The 16,973-nt window shown below is 53.1% G+C and carries 13 protein-coding genes, 2 tRNA genes and 5 pseudogenes; 12 read left to right on the top strand and 8 right to left on the bottom strand.

What is annotated here, in order from left to right; translation table 11 throughout:
* The first annotated feature begins 2 nt into the window (after window positions 1-2).
* The 5 genes and pseudogenes from CS369_RS16705 to darE form a co-directional block, all read left to right on the top strand.
* Window positions 3-689 (top strand): hypothetical protein, encoded by a 687-nt coding sequence (locus CS369_RS16705; protein ID WP_196907981.1) that lies wholly within the window; start codon window positions 3-5, stop codon window positions 687-689.
* A gap of 21 nt (window positions 690-710) precedes the next feature.
* A complete protein-coding gene (locus CS369_RS16710; protein WP_280514817.1) occupies window positions 711-1,133 on the top strand; it encodes an HlyD family efflux transporter periplasmic adaptor subunit in 423 nt (140 codons plus the stop codon).
* Window positions 1,127-1,249 (top strand): hypothetical protein, encoded by a 123-nt coding sequence (locus tag CS369_RS24680; protein ID WP_280514814.1) that lies wholly within the window; start codon window positions 1,127-1,129, stop codon window positions 1,247-1,249. The genes CS369_RS16710 and CS369_RS24680 overlap by 7 nt, the downstream gene beginning before the upstream one ends.
* Before the next feature lies 1 nt (window position 1,250).
* Window positions 1,251-1,900: pseudogene (locus CS369_RS16715) on the top strand (ATP-binding cassette domain-containing protein).
* A 19-nt stretch (window positions 1,901-1,919) separates the two neighbouring features.
* Window positions 1,920-3,230 (top strand): annotated as a pseudogene (gene darE / locus CS369_RS16720) (darobactin maturation radical SAM/SPASM protein DarE); the annotation flags it as partial.
* 77 nt (window positions 3,231-3,307) lie between these two features.
* Here darE and CS369_RS23945 read toward each other — a convergent pair.
* The 7 genes and pseudogenes from CS369_RS23945 to orn form a co-directional block, all read right to left on the bottom strand.
* The gene (locus CS369_RS23945; protein ID WP_280514818.1) at window positions 3,308-3,466 is read right to left on the bottom strand and encodes a helix-turn-helix domain-containing protein; all 159 of its coding nucleotides are present in this window, start codon (window positions 3,464-3,466) and stop codon (window positions 3,308-3,310) included.
* An 18-nt stretch (window positions 3,467-3,484) separates the two neighbouring features.
* Window positions 3,485-4,186 (bottom strand): AraC family transcriptional regulator, encoded by a 702-nt coding sequence (locus CS369_RS16725; RefSeq protein ID WP_244665064.1) that lies wholly within the window; start codon window positions 4,184-4,186, stop codon window positions 3,485-3,487.
* A pseudogene (locus tag CS369_RS16730) lies at window positions 4,183-4,818 on the bottom strand (YbhB/YbcL family Raf kinase inhibitor-like protein). The gene CS369_RS16725 and the pseudogene CS369_RS16730 overlap by 4 nt, the downstream one beginning before the upstream one ends.
* A gap of 170 nt (window positions 4,819-4,988) precedes the next feature.
* Window positions 4,989-5,528: an AAA family ATPase gene (locus tag CS369_RS16735; RefSeq protein WP_196907982.1), complete on the bottom strand. Its 540-nt coding sequence runs from the start codon at window positions 5,526-5,528 to the stop codon at window positions 4,989-4,991.
* A 69-nt stretch (window positions 5,529-5,597) separates the two neighbouring features.
* Window positions 5,598-5,673, bottom strand: a tRNA-Gly gene (locus tag CS369_RS16740).
* A 79-nt stretch (window positions 5,674-5,752) separates the two neighbouring features.
* Window positions 5,753-5,828: transfer RNA gene (locus tag CS369_RS16745), tRNA-Gly, on the bottom strand.
* A 162-nt stretch (window positions 5,829-5,990) separates the two neighbouring features.
* A complete protein-coding gene (orn, locus tag CS369_RS16750) occupies window positions 5,991-6,551 on the bottom strand; it encodes an oligoribonuclease (RefSeq protein ID WP_196907983.1) in 561 nt (186 codons plus the stop codon).
* A 130-nt stretch (window positions 6,552-6,681) separates the two neighbouring features.
* Here orn and rsgA point away from each other — a divergent pair, with 130 nt between their 5' ends.
* The 3 genes from rsgA (at window position 6,682) to mscM (ending at window position 12,123) form a co-directional block, all read left to right on the top strand.
* Window positions 6,682-7,737 (top strand): small ribosomal subunit biogenesis GTPase RsgA, encoded by a 1,056-nt coding sequence (gene rsgA / locus CS369_RS16755; protein ID WP_196907984.1) that lies wholly within the window; start codon window positions 6,682-6,684, stop codon window positions 7,735-7,737.
* Window positions 7,738-7,806: 69 nt separating this feature from the next.
* The gene (asd, locus tag CS369_RS16760) at window positions 7,807-8,760 is read left to right on the top strand and encodes an archaetidylserine decarboxylase (protein ID WP_196907985.1); all 954 of its coding nucleotides are present in this window, start codon (window positions 7,807-7,809) and stop codon (window positions 8,758-8,760) included.
* A 45-nt stretch (window positions 8,761-8,805) separates the two neighbouring features.
* Window positions 8,806-12,123 (top strand): miniconductance mechanosensitive channel MscM, encoded by a 3,318-nt coding sequence (gene mscM, locus CS369_RS16765; RefSeq protein WP_244665065.1) that lies wholly within the window; start codon window positions 8,806-8,808, stop codon window positions 12,121-12,123.
* 76 nt (window positions 12,124-12,199) lie between these two features.
* On the opposite strand, the gene epmA is transcribed toward mscM, so the two are convergent.
* On the bottom strand, window positions 12,200-13,177 hold the full coding sequence (gene epmA, locus CS369_RS16770; RefSeq protein WP_196907987.1) for an elongation factor P--(R)-beta-lysine ligase: 978 nt from the start codon (window positions 13,175-13,177) through the stop codon (window positions 12,200-12,202).
* Between the two features lie 474 nt (window positions 13,178-13,651).
* Here epmA and frdA point away from each other — a divergent pair.
* The 4 genes and pseudogenes from frdA to frdD all read left to right on the top strand — a co-directional run bounded on the left by frdA (window position 13,652) and on the right by frdD (window position 16,949).
* Window positions 13,652-15,447: pseudogene (gene frdA, locus CS369_RS16775) on the top strand (fumarate reductase (quinol) flavoprotein subunit).
* Window positions 15,440-16,177: a succinate dehydrogenase/fumarate reductase iron-sulfur subunit gene (locus tag CS369_RS16780; RefSeq protein WP_196907988.1), complete on the top strand. Its 738-nt coding sequence runs from the start codon at window positions 15,440-15,442 to the stop codon at window positions 16,175-16,177. The pseudogene frdA and the gene CS369_RS16780 overlap by 8 nt, the downstream one beginning before the upstream one ends.
* A gap of 11 nt (window positions 16,178-16,188) precedes the next feature.
* Window positions 16,189-16,577: pseudogene (gene frdC / locus CS369_RS16785) on the top strand (fumarate reductase subunit FrdC).
* Window positions 16,578-16,949: a fumarate reductase subunit FrdD gene (gene frdD, locus CS369_RS16790; protein ID WP_196907989.1), complete on the top strand. Its 372-nt coding sequence runs from the start codon at window positions 16,578-16,580 to the stop codon at window positions 16,947-16,949.
* Window positions 16,950-16,973: the final 24 nt, after the last annotated feature.

Raw genomic sequence — 16,973 nt, forward strand, 5'->3', positions numbered from 1 at the left:
CCATGATGGACATTCAATTAGATCCCAAATTCACTCGACATCACGCTGCCAAAGGGATAGTCGGCCTGGGACTGCTGATTTTCGGCCTGTTATGCCTGTGGCTTATCAACCTGGCCACCGCAGAAAAAGTAACGCGAATGCCGTTTACCCTGGTGACGTTACACGTCGCCCAGCGCGGCGTATTTACCGATACGCTAGTAACACGGGCGGTGGCTATCCCGAGTGAAAGCGTGATTATCGCCTCTGAACGCGGTGGTACGGTCATTGAGGTGCGACAGAGCGCATCCAACGACGTGAAAAAGGGAGATGTTATTGCCCGATTGTCGAACGACGACTTCGTTTTGCAGGTCACCTCGCGTATTGCCGATGTCACTGAACAGACCAACAACCTGCGCAATATGCGCAGATTACTCGAGGAGGATGATCTCGATACGCGTCTGGTACGGCAAGATTCATATTTTCATTTGGAGAAAATCGATAAAGAAGCGGCGCGTAAAAAGACATTGTACGAGCGCGGCATTCTGGAAAAAGCCACCTATGAACAACTGCTGGATGAATTGGCGCATTGGAAAACACGCTACGCTATTTTAACGACGTATCAGGAGCGGCAAGACCGTATGCTACCGGACGAGCTTGCTGAAATAGCGGCTTCAGTCAAGCATCTGGATACCTTGACCCGTTTAATTTAGAGCGGTCTGGACAAGCTGGTTATTACCGCCCCGATTGACGGTATCCTGTCACCGCTGACGATCAAGGTGGGGCAACAGATTAAACCCGGTGAAAAAGTTGCCAACTTAGACAATCCGCATTCCTATTATTTTGAAGCCTCGTTTAGCGAATATTATCTGGATAAAATCCGGCCGCACGATCGTGTCACCGCAAACTATGCAGGTATTGATATCCCCCTGCTCATCACCTCCGTCTCTTTCGTGGTAGAAAATGGTAAGTTCATTGCCAAACTGACACTCGCTCAGCCACAACAACTTTCATTGAAACGCGGTTGCGCGTTTCACTCGAAACCCAGCCAGATGCATTTCTCATTCCCACAAAAGCCGTCTTTTTCGAGACAGATGAGACGTGGGTGTACCGCTATGATGAAAAACATCATCGCGCGGTTAAAACACCCGTGGTGATTAAACGTCAGGGGGAAACACAATCGGAAGTACTGAGTGGGTTGTCTGCCGGGCAACAGGTTGTGGTGCTTACAGGCGGCAACGTTGAAAAATCCAACATTATCGAGTTTGAATAAGATGATACAACTGGAAAGCGCAGAAAAATTTTACACCACTAGAACTCTGAAAACACTGGCGCTGCGTGACATCAATCTTCGTATCACGGCGGGGGAATTTGTCTCCATTATGGGGCCATCAGGTTCAGGAAAAACCACGCTGCTCAACGTACTCGGCATGTTTGAAACGCTTGATGCCGGCCGATTGCAGCTGGCGCAGCACGACATTACACGGATGCACCACGGCCAAAAAGTAGCGCTGCGCCGCAAACTGATCGGTTACATATTTCAGTCATTCGATCTGATCGATTTTATGTCGGTATATAAAAATATCGAGTTACCACTCAAGTACCGAAATCTGAACGAAAAGCTCGCGTTAAACAAACCATTGAGCAGTTTGGATTATCCGGTAGAAGCGCACACTACCCAGCCCAGCTTTCAGGCGGTCAGAAACAGAGGGTTGCCATCGCTCGCGCCATGATTTCACGGCCAGCATTGATTTTGGCCGATGAGCCAACGGGCAACCTGGACAGTAATAACAGCAAAACCGTATTGAAGCAGCTAGAAGAGATTAATCAGGTCGGTACTACCGTTGTCATGGTTACGCATTCCCCCGAGGCCTCAAAGTATGCCAAACGACACTTAATGATGAAGGACTGTTGTCTCACATGACATAGCAAGGAGAGACATCATGAATGGAATCATACCAATTGTTCAGATTGATACTGATATAACATCAGCACTGAGCACCAACGATCTCGAAAAAATCGCCACGCAAGACTACCGACAGATGAGCGCCTATCTGATTGGCAAAATTCCGGCACAAGCGTTGCTCAGTACCGAAGAACTGCATATTTTCCACACCGAGCAACAGCAAGCAGTCACCGCCCAACCCGTGGCAGCCAAAAAGTTGGTGGTGGTATTGAAAGCCACTCGCCTGTGTAACTTACGTTGCACTTATTGCCACTCCTGGGCTGAGGGGCCAAACCAAACCAAACCAAACCAAACGATGCGATTTGATATATTGGCTCGAACTATCCGTAAAATATTGGCTATCCCCAACATTAAACACTTTGAGTTCGTTTGGCACGGTGGCGAAGTGACGCTACTTAATCCTCTATTTTTTCAAAAGCTACTCTGGCTACAACAACAATTCAAACAACCAGAACAGCATATTACCAACTCAATGCAATCAAACGCGGTAAATATCTCGGATGAATGGTTAGCCTTTATTAAAGGGATCGGAATGCATGTTGGTATTAGTCTAGATGGCATTCCTGCCGTTCATGACTCACGTCGCGTCGATTACCGAGGTCGAGGAACAGCACAACGCGTCGCGGAGGGACTCAAAAAGCTCAAACAACATTCCATCCCCTACGGGGCACTCATCGTTGTTGACCGCCACGTCTATCAAACGGATCTGCGAGAAATGTTCGATTACTTCGGTAAGATAGGTCTCAATGACATCGAATTTCTCAACATCGTCCCTGATAATCGCATCCCTGCGGGAGGGAAAATAGACGAAAATTATATCACTTATGCCTAGTTTGTCGCGTTTCTGGTTCGGGCATTTACGCTTTGGTGGGACGACTATCGCACCGTTTTACACATTCCACAATTCAGCGATTTTATTCGAGCCATCAAGAATCCTGGAACGCAACTGGCCGCCTGCTACTGGTCAGAAAATTGTTCCCAGGAGGTGATTACCCTGGAACCAAACGGAGACGTTTCACCGTGCGACAAATATGTAGGCGATGCGGGTAGCCATTACGGCTCGTTAATGAAAACTGATTTGGCAGAGCTGCTGGCCTACTCGGCACATAATCAGGCGGCAAAGCGTGAGGAGCAGGAAGCCTTCAATAAAATGCGCCAGTGTCGTTGGTTTTCCCTCTGTAATGGGGGATGTCCGCACGATCGCGTGATTAATCGCCGACACGTGGCCGGGTATCAGGATAATTGCTGCGGCACGGGAAAACTGTTAGCGACTATCGAAGGCTGCCTGAATAAGGAACGTCGCGCTACCTCAAAAACAGGGGGTAACCCGCCCTCACCTTCAGGTAGCACATCATCATAGCCGCCTCAGCGAATGGCAGAGGGCAAGCAGCCAAAGCGGGTGCGAAAGCGCTCAGAAAAGCGCGCCCGCGATTGATATCCGCAGGCTTCGGCAATGCGAGGAATACTCCAGGCGGTGGTTTGCAACAGCATCATGCCGTGGTGCATACGAATATCGCTTAGGATCGTTTCAAAGCGCTCTTGCTATGCGGCAAGACGTCGCCGCAGGGTGGCTTCGCTCATCGCCAGCTCTCGGCCCGCTTCGCGTGCGGTCCAGTGACGATGCGGCGCACGCGCCATCAGCGCTTGCAGACGCGCTACCGTGTCATTGTGCCGTGGTTGGCAGAATACATGACCACGCTCAGCCAAGGCGCTCAGTAGTTCCAGTAACCGGTAGGTAAGCCGCTCATCGCTCACGGGCCTGATCTCGACGCTTTCAATCAAATGCCATAACGTCGATGCCAAATCGTCATCCAATGGCATCACCTGAACAGGCCCAGCAGCGATGCGTTCAACGCCCCCTACAAGAGAAGAGACCGCTGAGTGACTTTCCAGCAGCGCGCTCGCGATTGTCATAAAAACCGAACGGAAACAGCGCTCAGCCCCTCCCGGGGTTTTCACGATGTCCACACAGGGGCCTGCGTCGACCAGCACCAACGCAGGCCGCATGGCATCGACCAAGACCTCATGCTCTGCGAACGCTAAACGCATCTGCCCTGATACCACCAGTAACACGGTTGTCTCATGAAACTGGAAACGTGCGGTTTGTTGCGGTTGCCGCAGGCAAGGCTGGGCCAGTGCGCACAAGCCATGTCGCACCACGGGCGAGGACGAGGACAACCGCCAGCGCTCCCCTCCCTCTCCCTGAAGCACCGGCACTGTCAACGCTTGCCCGACGTGGTTCACGCCACTGGCACCGCTGGATTCAAACTGTAAAGCCCAGTCAGGCTGGCTTTCGCCAATACCGGTGCCGTCGCCAGCGCCGCGCGCACGTTCGCTCCATCCAGCGGTCCATTCACGGCCAATGCAGGAACCGCCAGTGCGTAAACAGTGAAAATATAGTGGTGAACTAACGCATCATTCCACGGCGGGCACGGGCCGTCATAACCATAATAATCGCCCTTCATTTGTTCATCCCCGGCAAACCAGGCCGTGTAATCATTAATACCGTGTCAGCCTTCATCAGGTGCGGCAGGGCCCGATTTTCCACGCGGTGTAACGCCGTTTGAATGCGCCCCCACTGCAATCTCCGTCACGGTTGGCGGAACATCAAGCAGCAACCAATGGAAAAAATCGACGCGCGGCAAGGTTGCCGGCACTTCTCGATCTTCCTGATTCACATCATCGCCTTTGCTCGGCACATCGGGATCGTGACACAAAATCACGAAGGATTGCGTGCCCGGTGGAACATCGCGCCACGCGAGATGCGGGTTACGGTTCGATGATAGCGCAACGTGTGCAGCACGGTCTGGCACGGCAAACGCGAATTCACCCGGTATCGCCTGACCATCCTGAAAGCTTTGACTGATGAGTTGCATGGAAAACCTCGTCCTGTGGAGTTATGAAATGCCGTCCCGGCTACTATACCGGCACGCAATGGAATCATAATAGTGGATTTGGTTGTACCTGAGGTGCCTTATCCAATCAATAGACTGCCAAAACCAATCAAAATGATTGGCTTTGAATTAATATAGGAAAAAGGAGTCTGTCACCACACCTCAGCCAACGTTCGTAAAACGAAATCAGCGCGTGCATTCACGCAGGCTTTAGGCAACATTGACACTCGATACCCCAATGTCGGGTAGACATCTTGTAATCGCTCAAATTCAGCTATAGCGGCATCCATACTGTGGCGTCGCTCGCTGTTTTGCACATAAATTTCAGGCCAGGGAGGAACAAGAAACACGCGTGAGTGATAACGATAGCGTGATGCGATCGTAGTGAGCACCGGCTCACCGGTTATTGCCTGAAGTGCTGCTGCAGCATCGATTAACCCGCGATCAAAAAATACCCATAACTGACCATGATCTCTCGCCTGAGCATAGTCATTCGCTGCAAGCGTTATCGCCCGGCGTAAAAATGCTTCCATATTCTTCCACGGCACTGCATCACCGCCCGAAGACATTGCTTCACGCACGATGCGTTGGCCGGGTTTCTCCACAACGGTATAGCCACGCCAGTTCAACTCTGCCAGCAGCGTGGTTTTGCCACCGCCAGAACACCCGGAAAGAATGACGAAACGATCCATAAGGTGCCTCATCGGCAATATGAAACATGAGAAAAAACAGAAGATAATGAGACAAAGAGAAGATAAACTTGGAGCGGGAAACGAGACTCGAACTCGCGACCCCGACCTTGGCAAGGTCGTGCTCTACCAACTGAGCTATTCCCGCTTAGGAAGGCCACATCAGCAAGCGCTGCTGTGAAAACCGATCGTGAAGCTGGTTACCTAAACTTTCACGCTGGAAAGTTTGGAGCGGGAAACGAGACTCGAACTCGCGACCCCGACCTTGGCAAGGTCGTGCTCTACCAACTGAGCTATTCCCGCAGGAATAACCATCTTCACTCGCACCACAAATTCTGCTGCGGTACGGGGTGCGAATTATACGAGAAATCGTTGCCGCCGCAAGCCCCTTACCGCGAAAAAATGACTGACTGCCGATAAAAACAGCAATTTCGCCATCGGTCGGGCAAAAAACGCCCGTAACGACTACAGACGGATAAAATGCTCGCGGTAGTAGGCCAGTTCCGCCACAGAATCACGAATATCGTCCATCGCCTGATGGGTACCCTGTTTTTTCAGCCCGGCCATAATCTCGGGTTTCCAACGGCGCGCCAGCTCTTTCAGCGTGCTGACATCCAGATAGCGGTAGTGAAAATAGGCTTCAAGCGCAGGCATATAACGAAACAGGAAACGGCGATCCTGACCAATGCTGTTACCGCAAATCGGAGATTTCCCGGCAGGCACCCACTGCTGCAAAAAAGCAATGGTTTCTGCTTCAGCCGCGCGTTCATCATAGGCACTGGCTTTAACCCGTTCTGTCAGGCCGCTGGCACCGTGGGTACGCACGTTCCAGTCATCCATCAGTGCTAACTGGGTATCGGATTGGTGTACCGCGATCGTCGGCCCTTCGGCCAACACATTAAGATTGGCATCGGTTACCAGCGTTGCAATTTCAATAATGCGATCCTGCTCCGGGTCCAGCCCCGTCATTTCCAGGTCGATCCAAATAAGATTGTTTTCGCTTACCTGACTATTTTCAACGGACATACATTTACTTCCTTTTCCAACCATCCCCAGAGAAGCGGGAATAACAGGCATCAGTTAATTAAAATCAAATAGAGTGTATTATAGTCTCTTCAGCCATTGTGGGCGATAACCACAGTTCAAACGAGGCTCAGTGAGCAAAAATAAACTGTCAAAAGGACAGCAACGTCGAGTTACAGCGAACCACCAACGTCGTCTTAAGCACAGAGAAAGCAAAATCGAGTGGGATGAGAACCAGTTGGAAGAGCCGCAAGAAGGCATCATTATCAGCCGTTTTGGTATGCATGCAGATGTGGAAGCGCAGGATGGCATTATCCACCGGTGTAATATTCGTCGTAACATCAAATCTCTGGTAACCGGCGATCGCGTGGTGTGGCGTGCCGGTAAAGAGACGCAGGCCGGGATCAGCGGTATCGTTGAGGCGGTGCACCCGCGCGAGTCGGTGCTGACACGCCCGGACTTTTATGACGGCGTTAAACCTATCGCCGCTAATATCGACCAGGTGGTGATCGTTTCCGCGATTTTGCCTGAGCTGTCACTGAACATCATTGACCGCTATCTGGTGGCCTGCGAAACCCTGGAGGTCGCGCCCCTGATTGTGCTGAACAAAATCGACCTGCTGGATGATGAAGGCCGCGCGTTTGTCGATGGGCTGATGGGCATTTATCGTGCGCTGCACTATCCGGTCATCATGGTATCAAGCCACACGCAGCAAGGGATGGAGACGCTGGAGCATGCGTTAACGGACAGGATCAGCATTTTTGCCGGCCAATCCGGGGTGGGAAAATCCAGCCTGCTGAACGCATTACTCTACCCTGACGCCGCCAAGATTCTGGTCAACGACGTATCCGACGTGTCCGGTCTGGGCCAACACACCACCACGGCGGCCCGGTTGTATCACTTCCCGCACGGTGGCCATGTGATTGATTCCCCCGGCGTGCGTGAATTTGGCTTATGGCATCTGGAGCCGGAGCAGGTTACACAGGGCTTTATCGATTTCCGGCCTTACCTCGGCACCTGTAAATTCCGCGATTGCCGCCACGATAACGATCCCGGTTGTGCGCTGCGCGCTGCCGTGGAGCGCGGCGACATAGCCGAAGAACGTTTCGATAACTATCACCGTATTCTGGAGAGCATGGCGCAGGTAAAAACGCGTAAAACCTTCTCTGATTCTGATACGGACCGCTGACTTTTACCGCATCCATCGCTACAATGCGCCCCTTTTTAGATGGGCGCATAAAAACCTAAGGGGCTCACTGTGCTGGATAAACTGAAAATCGCCTTACAATACTGGCTACCGAAAATCGCACTGACGCGGTTAGCAGGCTGGGGTGCAGACAAGCAGGCCGGCAGGCTGACCAAAGGGGTTATCGATCTTTTCGTTCGCTACTACAAAGTGAACATGCAGGAAGCGCAACACCCGGATACCGCTGCCTATCGGACGTTCAATGACTTTTTCGTGCGCCCGCTGCGTCCGGACGTGCGCCCGATTGATCCGCACGCACACCGCGTGGTACAACCGGCTGATGGCGTGTTATCGCAAATGGGCCCCATTGTCGACGGCAAGTTGATTCAGGCCAAAGGCCACGACTACTCGCTGGAAGCGCTGCTGGCAGGCAACTACGTGATGGCCGATCGCTTTCGCGATGGTCTGTTCGCCACTACCTACCTCTCGCCGCGCGATTACCACCGTGTGCATATGCCTTGCGACGGCGTGCTGCGTGAAATGATCTACGTACCGGGCGACCTGTTTTCCGTCAATCTGTTTACCGCTGACAACGTACCCAATCTTTTTGCCCGCAACGAGCGCGTTATCTGCCTGTTCGATACCGATTTTGGCCCGATGTTACAAATTCTGGTGGGTGCGACTATTGTCGGCAGCATTGAGACCGTCTGGTCTGGCACCGTGACGCCGCCGCGTGAAGGCATCATCAAGCGTTGGACCTACCCTGCGGCGGGTGAGCAAGGTGCCATCGCCCTGCAAAAAGGCGAGGAAATGGGCCGTTTCAAACTGGGCTCTACGGTAATCAACCTGTTTGCGCCCGATACGCTTCAGTTTGCCGCGCACCTTAATCCTCTGAGTGTTACCCGTGTGGGCGAACCCTTTGCCGAAGCAAAAATGGTGGATTCCACAGAAGAAACACCCGTTGCCGCAGAATCTGTGCCGGATGCGGCGGACCATGGCGATGACGCAATGCACCACACGCCTTAAGTAACCTGTATGCCTGCGAACCTGCGTGAGAGAGGGAGAACCATCGTGCGTCAACTCGTGATTTTCTTTGCTGCTGTTCTGCTCTCTGTCACCGCGCTGGCAGCACCCGTGCCTAACGAGGCGCGTGTGCGCCAACAGTTGGAACAGGTTGAAGCCAATAAAAACACCCCCGATCAGGCTGATATCGTCGAACAGTTTCGTCTTGCGTTAAACATCTTGCAGGAACGCAAAGAGTCACTGGCACGCACAGAGCAATATCAACACGTTATTGACGATTTCCCCAAACTGACGCAGGAATTGCGCCGACTGCTGGCGGCTGAAGAAAATAAAACCACCGCCATTAGCGACAAACTCTCGGTTGTCGATTTGGAGCAAAAAGTGGTGCAAACCAGCAGCCAACTGCTGGATCAATCGCGCCAACTGCAACAGGAACGAGAGCGACTGCGTGAAGTGATCGACTCTCTGCCCCAACTGCCGCAGCAGCAAACCGAAGCCAGCCGGGTATTAAACGAAATTGATCGTCAAATCCAATCGTTAGGCAATCCGGTCACACCGCTGGTCCAGGCGCAGTTAGTGTTATTGCAAGCTCAGCAGGCGTTGCGCCAAAGCCGGGTTGATGAACTGGAACTGGCCCAGCTTTCCGCCAGTAATCGCCAGGAGCTCTCCCGCTTACGCGTGGAATTCTACCAGTTGCGCCACGACAGTCTGGATCAACAACTACAAGCATTACGTTACAGCATCAATAACTTACGCCAGCGTGAAGCGGAGAAAGTGCTCGAGCGCACCGAGCAGTTGGTGGAACGCGGTGATGATTTGCCCGCGGTCATCAGCGAACAGCTACAGCTTAACCGCGAACTGTCTCAGGAACTGAATCAGCAGGCACAGCATCTTGATTTGATCGCCTCACAGCAGCGTCAGGCAACCACCCAAACACAGCAAGTGCGGCAAGCACTCAGCACGTTGCGTGAGCAAGCTCAGTGGATTGGGGCATCTACCGTACTGGGTGAAGCACTGCGCGCGCAGGTGGCACACCTGCCGGACATGCCTCAACCGCAACGGCTGGACACCGACATGGCCCAGTTGCGTGTACAACGGTTACGCTATGAAAACCTGCTCAGTGCCGCTCGCACCTCAGAACGCCCGAGACAAGAAAACTGCACGCCCAACAGTAACAGTCAGCAATGCGTGCTTGGCGATCAGATTCGTACCCAGCGCGACTTACTCACATCGCTGATTTCCGGCACTGATGCGCAGATCCTTGAACTGACCAAGCTTAAAGTGGCGACTAGCCAACTGGAAGAAGCGCTGCTGGAAATCCGCGAGGCGGTTCACCGCTATCTGTTCTGGGTTGCCGATGTGAATCCTATTTCCTTCGCCTTCCCGGTACAGGTGGTGCAGGCGCTTTACCATCTGCTCTCGCTGGATACCTTTACTCAGCTCAGCAGCGCCGTCATCATGGTGGTGACCAGCCGGGAAATCGCGTTCCCGCTGATGGCCGCGCTGATTTTAGTCGGCTTCGGCATCAGTTCGCGCCGTCACTACAACGCTTTTCTAGAGCGCGCCAGCAGCCGTATCGGCAAAGTTACCCTCGATCATTTTTCGCTGACGCTGCGTACTCTGTTCTATTCGCTACTGATTGCACTCCCGCTGCCCGTGCTGTGGGCCGCATTGGGGTACGGCTTGCAAAACGCCTGGCCCTACCCCATCGCCGTCGCGATTGGTGACAGCGTGACCGCCACCGTCCCGCTGATGTGGCTGGTGATGGTCAGTGCCTCCTTCGCCCATTCGAATGGGTTGTTTATTGCCCACTTACGCTGGTCACCCGAGCGCGTCGCGCGCGCCATGCGCTACTACCGATTGTCGATCGCCTTTATTGTTCCGCTGATCATGGCGATCATCACGTTTGAAAACCTCAACGAACGCGAGTTTTCCAGCACGCTGGGGCGACTGTGCTTTATTTTGCTATGTCTGGCGTTGAGTCTGGTGACCACCAGCCTGAAACGTGCCGGTATTCCGCTCTACCTGAACAAGGAAGGCTCAGGAGAAAACACCATCAACCGTGCGCTGTGGAACCTGATGATCAGTGCGCCCCTGATTGCAGCGCTGGCATCGGGTGTTGGCTATCTGGCCACGTCGAAAGCCTTGCTGGCTCGGTTGGAAACCTCGGTCGCCATCTGGTTCTTCCTACTGGTGGTGTACCACGTGATACGGCGCTGGATGCTGATCCAACGCCGACGCATCGCGTTTGACAGGGCCAAACAGCGGCGTGCCGAAATATTGGCGCAGCGTGCCCGCGGTGAAGAAGAGTCGGGTATCTTAGTGGAAACCACCTCAGACACCATCGAAGAGCCGGTGGTCGATCTGGATACCATCAGCGCCAAATCGCTGCAACTGGTGCGATCCATTCTGACACTGATCGCACTGGTGTCAGTGATTGTCCTGTGGTCAGAAATCCACTCCGCATTCAGCTTTTTAGAAAACATCAATCTGTGGGAAGTCACCAGTACGGTGAAAGGGGTCGATAAGGTACAGCCGATTACCCTCGGGGCGGTGTTGATCTCGATTCTGATTTTCAGTATCACGACGCAGGTGGTGCGCAACCTGCCCGCGCTGCTTGAGCTGGCATTGCTTCAGCACCTCGATCTCTCCCCCGGTTCTGGCTATGCCATTATCACCGTCAGCAAATACATGCTGATGCTGATTGGATGCCTGGTGGGGTTCTCGTTTATCGGGATCGAATGGTCACAACTCCAGTGGCTGGTTGCCGCTCTGACCGTAGGCCTTGGCTTTGGTTTGCAGGAGATCTTCGCCAACTTTATCTCCGGCCTGATCATTCTGTTTGAAAAACCGATCCGCATTGGCGACACAGTGACCATTCGCGATCTCACCGGCAGCATTATGCGCATCAATACCCGAGCCACCACAATTACCGATTGGGACAGAAAAGAGATCATCGTGCCCAACAAGGCCTTTATCACCGAACAGTTTATCAACTGGTCGCTGTCGGATTCGGTGACGCGCGTGGTGCTGACCATTCCAGCGCCAGTCGATGCCGATAGCCAAAAAGTGACCGAACTGTTGCTCAATGCGGTTAAACGCTGCCCGTTGGTATTGGAAAACCCGCCTCCTGAAGCCTTTTTGGTGGATTTACGTCAGGGTATCCAGATTTTCGAATTGCGTATCTTTGCCGCAGAAATGGGACACCGCATGCCGCTGCGTCATGAGATTCACCAGCTGATTCTGGAAGCCTACCGTGAGAACAACATGGAGATGCCGTTCCCGCCGTTCCAGGTGCAGATGAGTTCCGTGCGTATTGATGGACGCAGCCCGAGTTCAGCCAATCGGCCGGAAGGTGGGTTGTAACAGGCAGATAGCCTCAGAGAGAACCAAACACGCGGTGCCGTTCCTCCGCTGACGCGGAGGAACGGCGATGTGATGATTACGAACGCCCGACGGTGAAGGCCATCACCTCACCAATGGTTTCCGCTTTTAAAGCCAGCATAATCAGACGATCCACCCCTAACGCGACGCCAGAACAGGCAGGCATTCCCTGTTTCAACGCCGCCAGCAGATATTCATCAATCGGTTGCTGAGAAAGCCCGTTAGCGGCACGCTTGCGGTTATCCTGCTCAAAACGTTGGCGCTGCTCATCGCTGTCCGTCAATTCGCGAAAACCGTTTGCCAGCTCAATACCTTTGAAATAGGCCTCGAAGCGCTCCGCCACCCGGTGATCCTCAGAGCTGATTTCAGCCAGCGAAGCCTGTGACGCCGGGAAGTGATACACAAAGGCCGGTTTGTCGTGCCCAATGTGCGGTTCCACACCGAAGGTAAATAGCATTTGCAACAGCGTGTCGCGATCCTCTTCATGGCTGGCAAGATCGCCCATGCCGAGCTTATCTGCCGCTTCTCGCAGTTGCTCCTTATCCGCAGAAAACGGGTCCACGTCAAGATGACGCTGAAAAGCCTGCTGATATGAGAGACGCTCTGCGCTTTCACACTCCAGTACTTGCTGTAATAAATCGTCCACTTCGTCCATCAGGAGATACATATCGTAGTGTGGGCGATACCACTCGAGCATGGTGAACTCGGGATTATGGTGTCGTCCAGACTCTTCATTACGGAAACTACGGCACAGTTGAAAGACAGGTCCGCTGCCTGCGGCGAGCAAGCGCTTCATATGGTATTCAGGGCTGGTCATCAGGTAGAGCGTCATCCCTTCAGATACGCCAGGTCCGACAAAACGCGTCTGGAACGGGACCATGTGCACATCCGTCACCGTTGCCTGACTCATGGCCGGTGTTTCCACTTCCAATACGCCGCAATCGGAGAAAAATCGCCGAATTTCAGAGACGATGGCTGCACGCTTCAATAAGTTTTCAATGGTGGCGGTGGGCTGCCAGAGTTCGCCTTCGCACATGTTTCTTTACTCCTAACGCAAACAGGGGATGCAGTCTACCCGTATATTCGCCTGCAAACAATTCAACTCCGCTACAATCACGCACTGTCTCTCCCGCAGTTTCTCGTGCTCAGGTTTCCCTCCTGCATAGGCCTTTTGATACCGATATCCAGAACATTATGTGCAATTACCCTGAGCCAGTTCCTTATTAAAGAAATAAAAGTGTTATTTATCAGGCAATAGCGTTAACCATCATGCTGTTATTGCCAAAATCAAAACACAATAAAAAAAACAAAATGCTGGATCACATCAAATTTCACCTACTCATAATTCGGTATAATCATTTCCACAAAAAAATATAGGTTTAGCTATTCTTAATATGTGTCCGCGAATTGCTTTAAATATCGATGAATTACAGAAAGCGTTCGGTGGGAAATAGAGATTAACGAATCGAATATATTATTTTTAATTAACTTTAGTAACTGGATGAGTGCAGTGCAAACCTTTAATGCCGATTTGGTCATTATCGGGGCCGGGGGCGCTGGTTTACGTGCGGCAATCGCTGCCGCTGAAGCTAATCCCCAACTGAAAATTGCGCTGATATCAAAAGTCTACCCAATGCGTAGCCACGCCGTGGCCGCCGAGGGTGGTTCAGCTGCAGTCACTCAGGATCACGATAGTTTTGATTTTCACTTCCACGACACCGTTGCCGGTGGCGACTGGCTCTGCGAGCAAGATGTCGTTGAACATTTTGTTCATCAATGTCCACAGGAGATGATCCAGCTAGAACAATGGGGTTGCCCCTGGAGCCGTAAACCCGACGGTTTCGTAAACGTCCGTCGTTTTGGCGGTATGAAAATTGAGCGCACCTGGTTTACCGCGGATAAAACCAGCTTCCACATGCTGCACACCCTGTTCCAGACCTCACTGAAATACCCGCAAATCCAACGCTTTGATGAGCACTTTGTGTTGGATATTCTGGTCGATGACGCTCAGGCGCGTGGTCTTGTCGCCATCAACATGATGGAAGGCTCGCTGGTGCAAATCCGCGCTAACGCGGTGGTGCTGGCGACCGGCGGTGCCGGTGGCGTTTACCGTTACAACACCAACGGCGGCATCGTCACCGGTGGCGGCATGGGAATGGCGTTCCGCCACGGCGTGGCGCTGCGCGATATGGAATTCGTCCAATATCACCCGACCGGCCTGCGGGTTCCGGTATCCTGATGACCGAAGGCTGCCGTGGTGAAGGCGGTATCATGGTCAACAAAGATGGCTACCGCTATCTGCAAGATTACGGCATGGGACCAGAAACGCTGCTCGGCGAGCCGAAAAACAAATATATGGAACTGGGCCCGCGCGACAAGGTATCACAAGCCTTCTGGCACGAATGGCGTGCAGGCCCCACGGTGTCCACCCCGTTGGGCGACGTGGTTTACCTCGACCTGCGTCATCTGGGCGAGAAAAAGCTGAAAGAGCGTCTGCCGTTTATCTGCGAACTGGCAAAAGCCTACGTTGGCGTCGATCCAGTGAAAGAGCCGATTCCGATTCGTCCGACGGCGCACTACACCATGGGCGGCATTGAAACCAATCAGGATTGCGAAACCACCATAAAAGGGCTGTTTGCGGCAGGCGAATGTTCTTCGGTGGGCCTGCACGGTGCTAACCGCCTTGGCTCCAACTCACTGGCAGAACTGGTCGTGTTTGGTCGTATGGCCGGGGAAAATGCAGTGCGCCGTGCGCAAGAAGCGGCACCCGCCAACGGCAGCGCGCTGGATGCGCAAACACGCGATATTGAGCAGCGTCTGCATGACCTGATGAATCAGGAAGGCACGGAAAGCTGGGCAAAAATCCGCGACGAAATGGGCATGTCGATGGAAGAAGGTTGCTGTATTTATCGCACCACCGACCTGATGCAGAAAACCGTGGATAAACTCGCTGAGCTGAAAGAGCGCTTCAAGCGCGTGAAAATTCACGACCATTCCAGCGTCTTCAACACCGACCTGCTTTACAACATCGAACTGGGCCATAGCCTGGATGTCGCTGAATGTATGGCACACTCTGCTATCAACCGTAAAGAATCACGCGGTGCGCACCAACGTCTGGACGAAGGTTGCACTGAGCGCGATGACGTTAATTTCCTGAAGCATACGCTGGCGTATTACAACCCGAACGGCGCACCGCGTCTGGCCTATGGCGACGTGAAGATCACCACGCTGCCACCAGCAAAACGCGTGTACGGTGCCGAAGCGGAAGCCCAGGAAAAGAGCAAGAAGGAGCAAGCGAATGGCTGAGTTAGCTACCCTGAAAATGGAAGTCATGCGCTATAACCCGGAAACCGACAAGGCACCGCACGTCGAGACGTTCGACGTGCCTTACAGCCGAGAAACGTCCCTGCTGGATGCGCTGGGTTACATCAAAGATAACCTGGCACCGGACCTCTCTTACCGTTGGTCCTGCCGTATGGCTATCTGCGGCTCCTGCGGCATGATGGTAAATAACGTGCCGAAGCTGGCGTGCAAAACCTTTTTGCACGACTACGCGACCAGCGGTATGAAGGTGGAAGCGCTGGGCAACTTCCCGATCGAGTGCGATCTGGTGGTCGATATGACCCACTTTATCGAGAGTCTGGAAGCCATCAAGCCTTACATCATCGGCAACAACAAAACGCCGGCTGACGGCGCCAACAAGCAGACACCGGCGCAGATGGCGAAATACCATCAGTTCTCCGGCTGCATCAACTGTGGCCTGTGCTACGCCGCGTGCCCGCAGTTTGGCCTTAATCCTGAGTTTATCGGCCCGGCTGCCATCACGCTGGCACACTGTTACAACCTGGATAACCGCGACCACGGCAAGAAAGAGCGCATGCCGCAACTGAACGGTAAAAACGGTGTCTGGAGTTGTACCTTTGTCGGTTACTGCTCAGAAGTGTGTCCGAAGCATGTCGATCCTGCCGCCGCCATTCAGCAAGGTAAGGTCGAAAGCGCCAAGGACTTCATGATCGCTATGCTTAAACCGCAATGAGGGAGGCAACAATGACAACCAAGCGTAAAGCATACGTTCGCAGCATGCCTGCAACCTGGTGGCAACGGCTCGGGTTCTATCGCTTTTACATGCTGCGCGAAATGACCGCCGCTCCTGCGGTATGGTTCTGCATTATGCTGATCTATGGCGTGTTTTCGTTGAAACACGGCGCAGAAGGCTGGGCCGGATTTGTCGGCTTCCTGCAAAACCCGCTGGTGCTGCTGATTAACATCATCGCACTGGTGGCGGCAGCTATTCACACCAAATCCTGGTTTGAACTGGCGCCCAAAGCCAGCATCATCATCGTCAAAGATGAAAAAATGGGGCCAGAGCCGGTTATCAAAGGGCTGTAACCGTCATCGTCACGCTGGCTATTCTCGCCATCGCGTTACTATTCTGATTGGAGGGGAACAACGTAATTAATCCAACGCCAAAACATTCCGATGAGCCTCCCTTCTGGGGACTGTTCGGTGCCGGTGGGATGTGGACCGCCATTTTCTCACCAGTGATTATCCTGCTGGTCGGGGTGCCGCTGCCGCTGGGGATGTTCCCCGACGCGCTGAGCTATGAGCGCATCGCCGCTTTCTCACATAGCCTTATCGGGTGGCTGTTTCTGCTGCTGATGATCATTCTGCCTATCTGGTGTGGTTTGCTCCGTCTGCATCACCTGATGCATGACCTAAAAATCCACGTTCCGGCAGGAAAATGGGTGTTCTACGGTTTGGCAGCCATCCTGAGTGTGGTCACCGTGATAGGTGTCGTCACTCTGTAACACGCCATCCGCTGTCATCTGCTA

The sequence above is a fragment of the Candidatus Symbiopectobacterium sp. 'North America' genome (assembly GCF_015762685.1).
GTDB lineage: Bacteria > Pseudomonadota > Gammaproteobacteria > Enterobacterales > Enterobacteriaceae > Symbiopectobacterium.

Excerpts from the sequence above, each read along its gene's own strand:
- CS369_RS16705 (WP_196907981.1), top strand. The coding sequence starts at position 3 with ATGATGGACATTCAATTAGATCCCAAATTCACTCGACATCACGCTGCC.
- CS369_RS16735 (WP_196907982.1), bottom strand. The coding sequence starts at position 5,528 with ATGGATCGTTTCGTCATTCTTTCCGGGTGTTCTGGCGGTGGCAAAACC.
- orn (WP_196907983.1), bottom strand. The coding sequence starts at position 6,551 with ATGTCCGTTGAAAATAGTCAGGTAAGCGAAAACAATCTTATTTGGATC.
- epmA (WP_196907987.1), bottom strand. The coding sequence starts at position 13,177 with ATGTGCGAAGGCGAACTCTGGCAGCCCACCGCCACCATTGAAAACTTA.
- CS369_RS16780 (WP_196907988.1), top strand. The coding sequence starts at position 15,440 with ATGGCTGAGTTAGCTACCCTGAAAATGGAAGTCATGCGCTATAACCCG.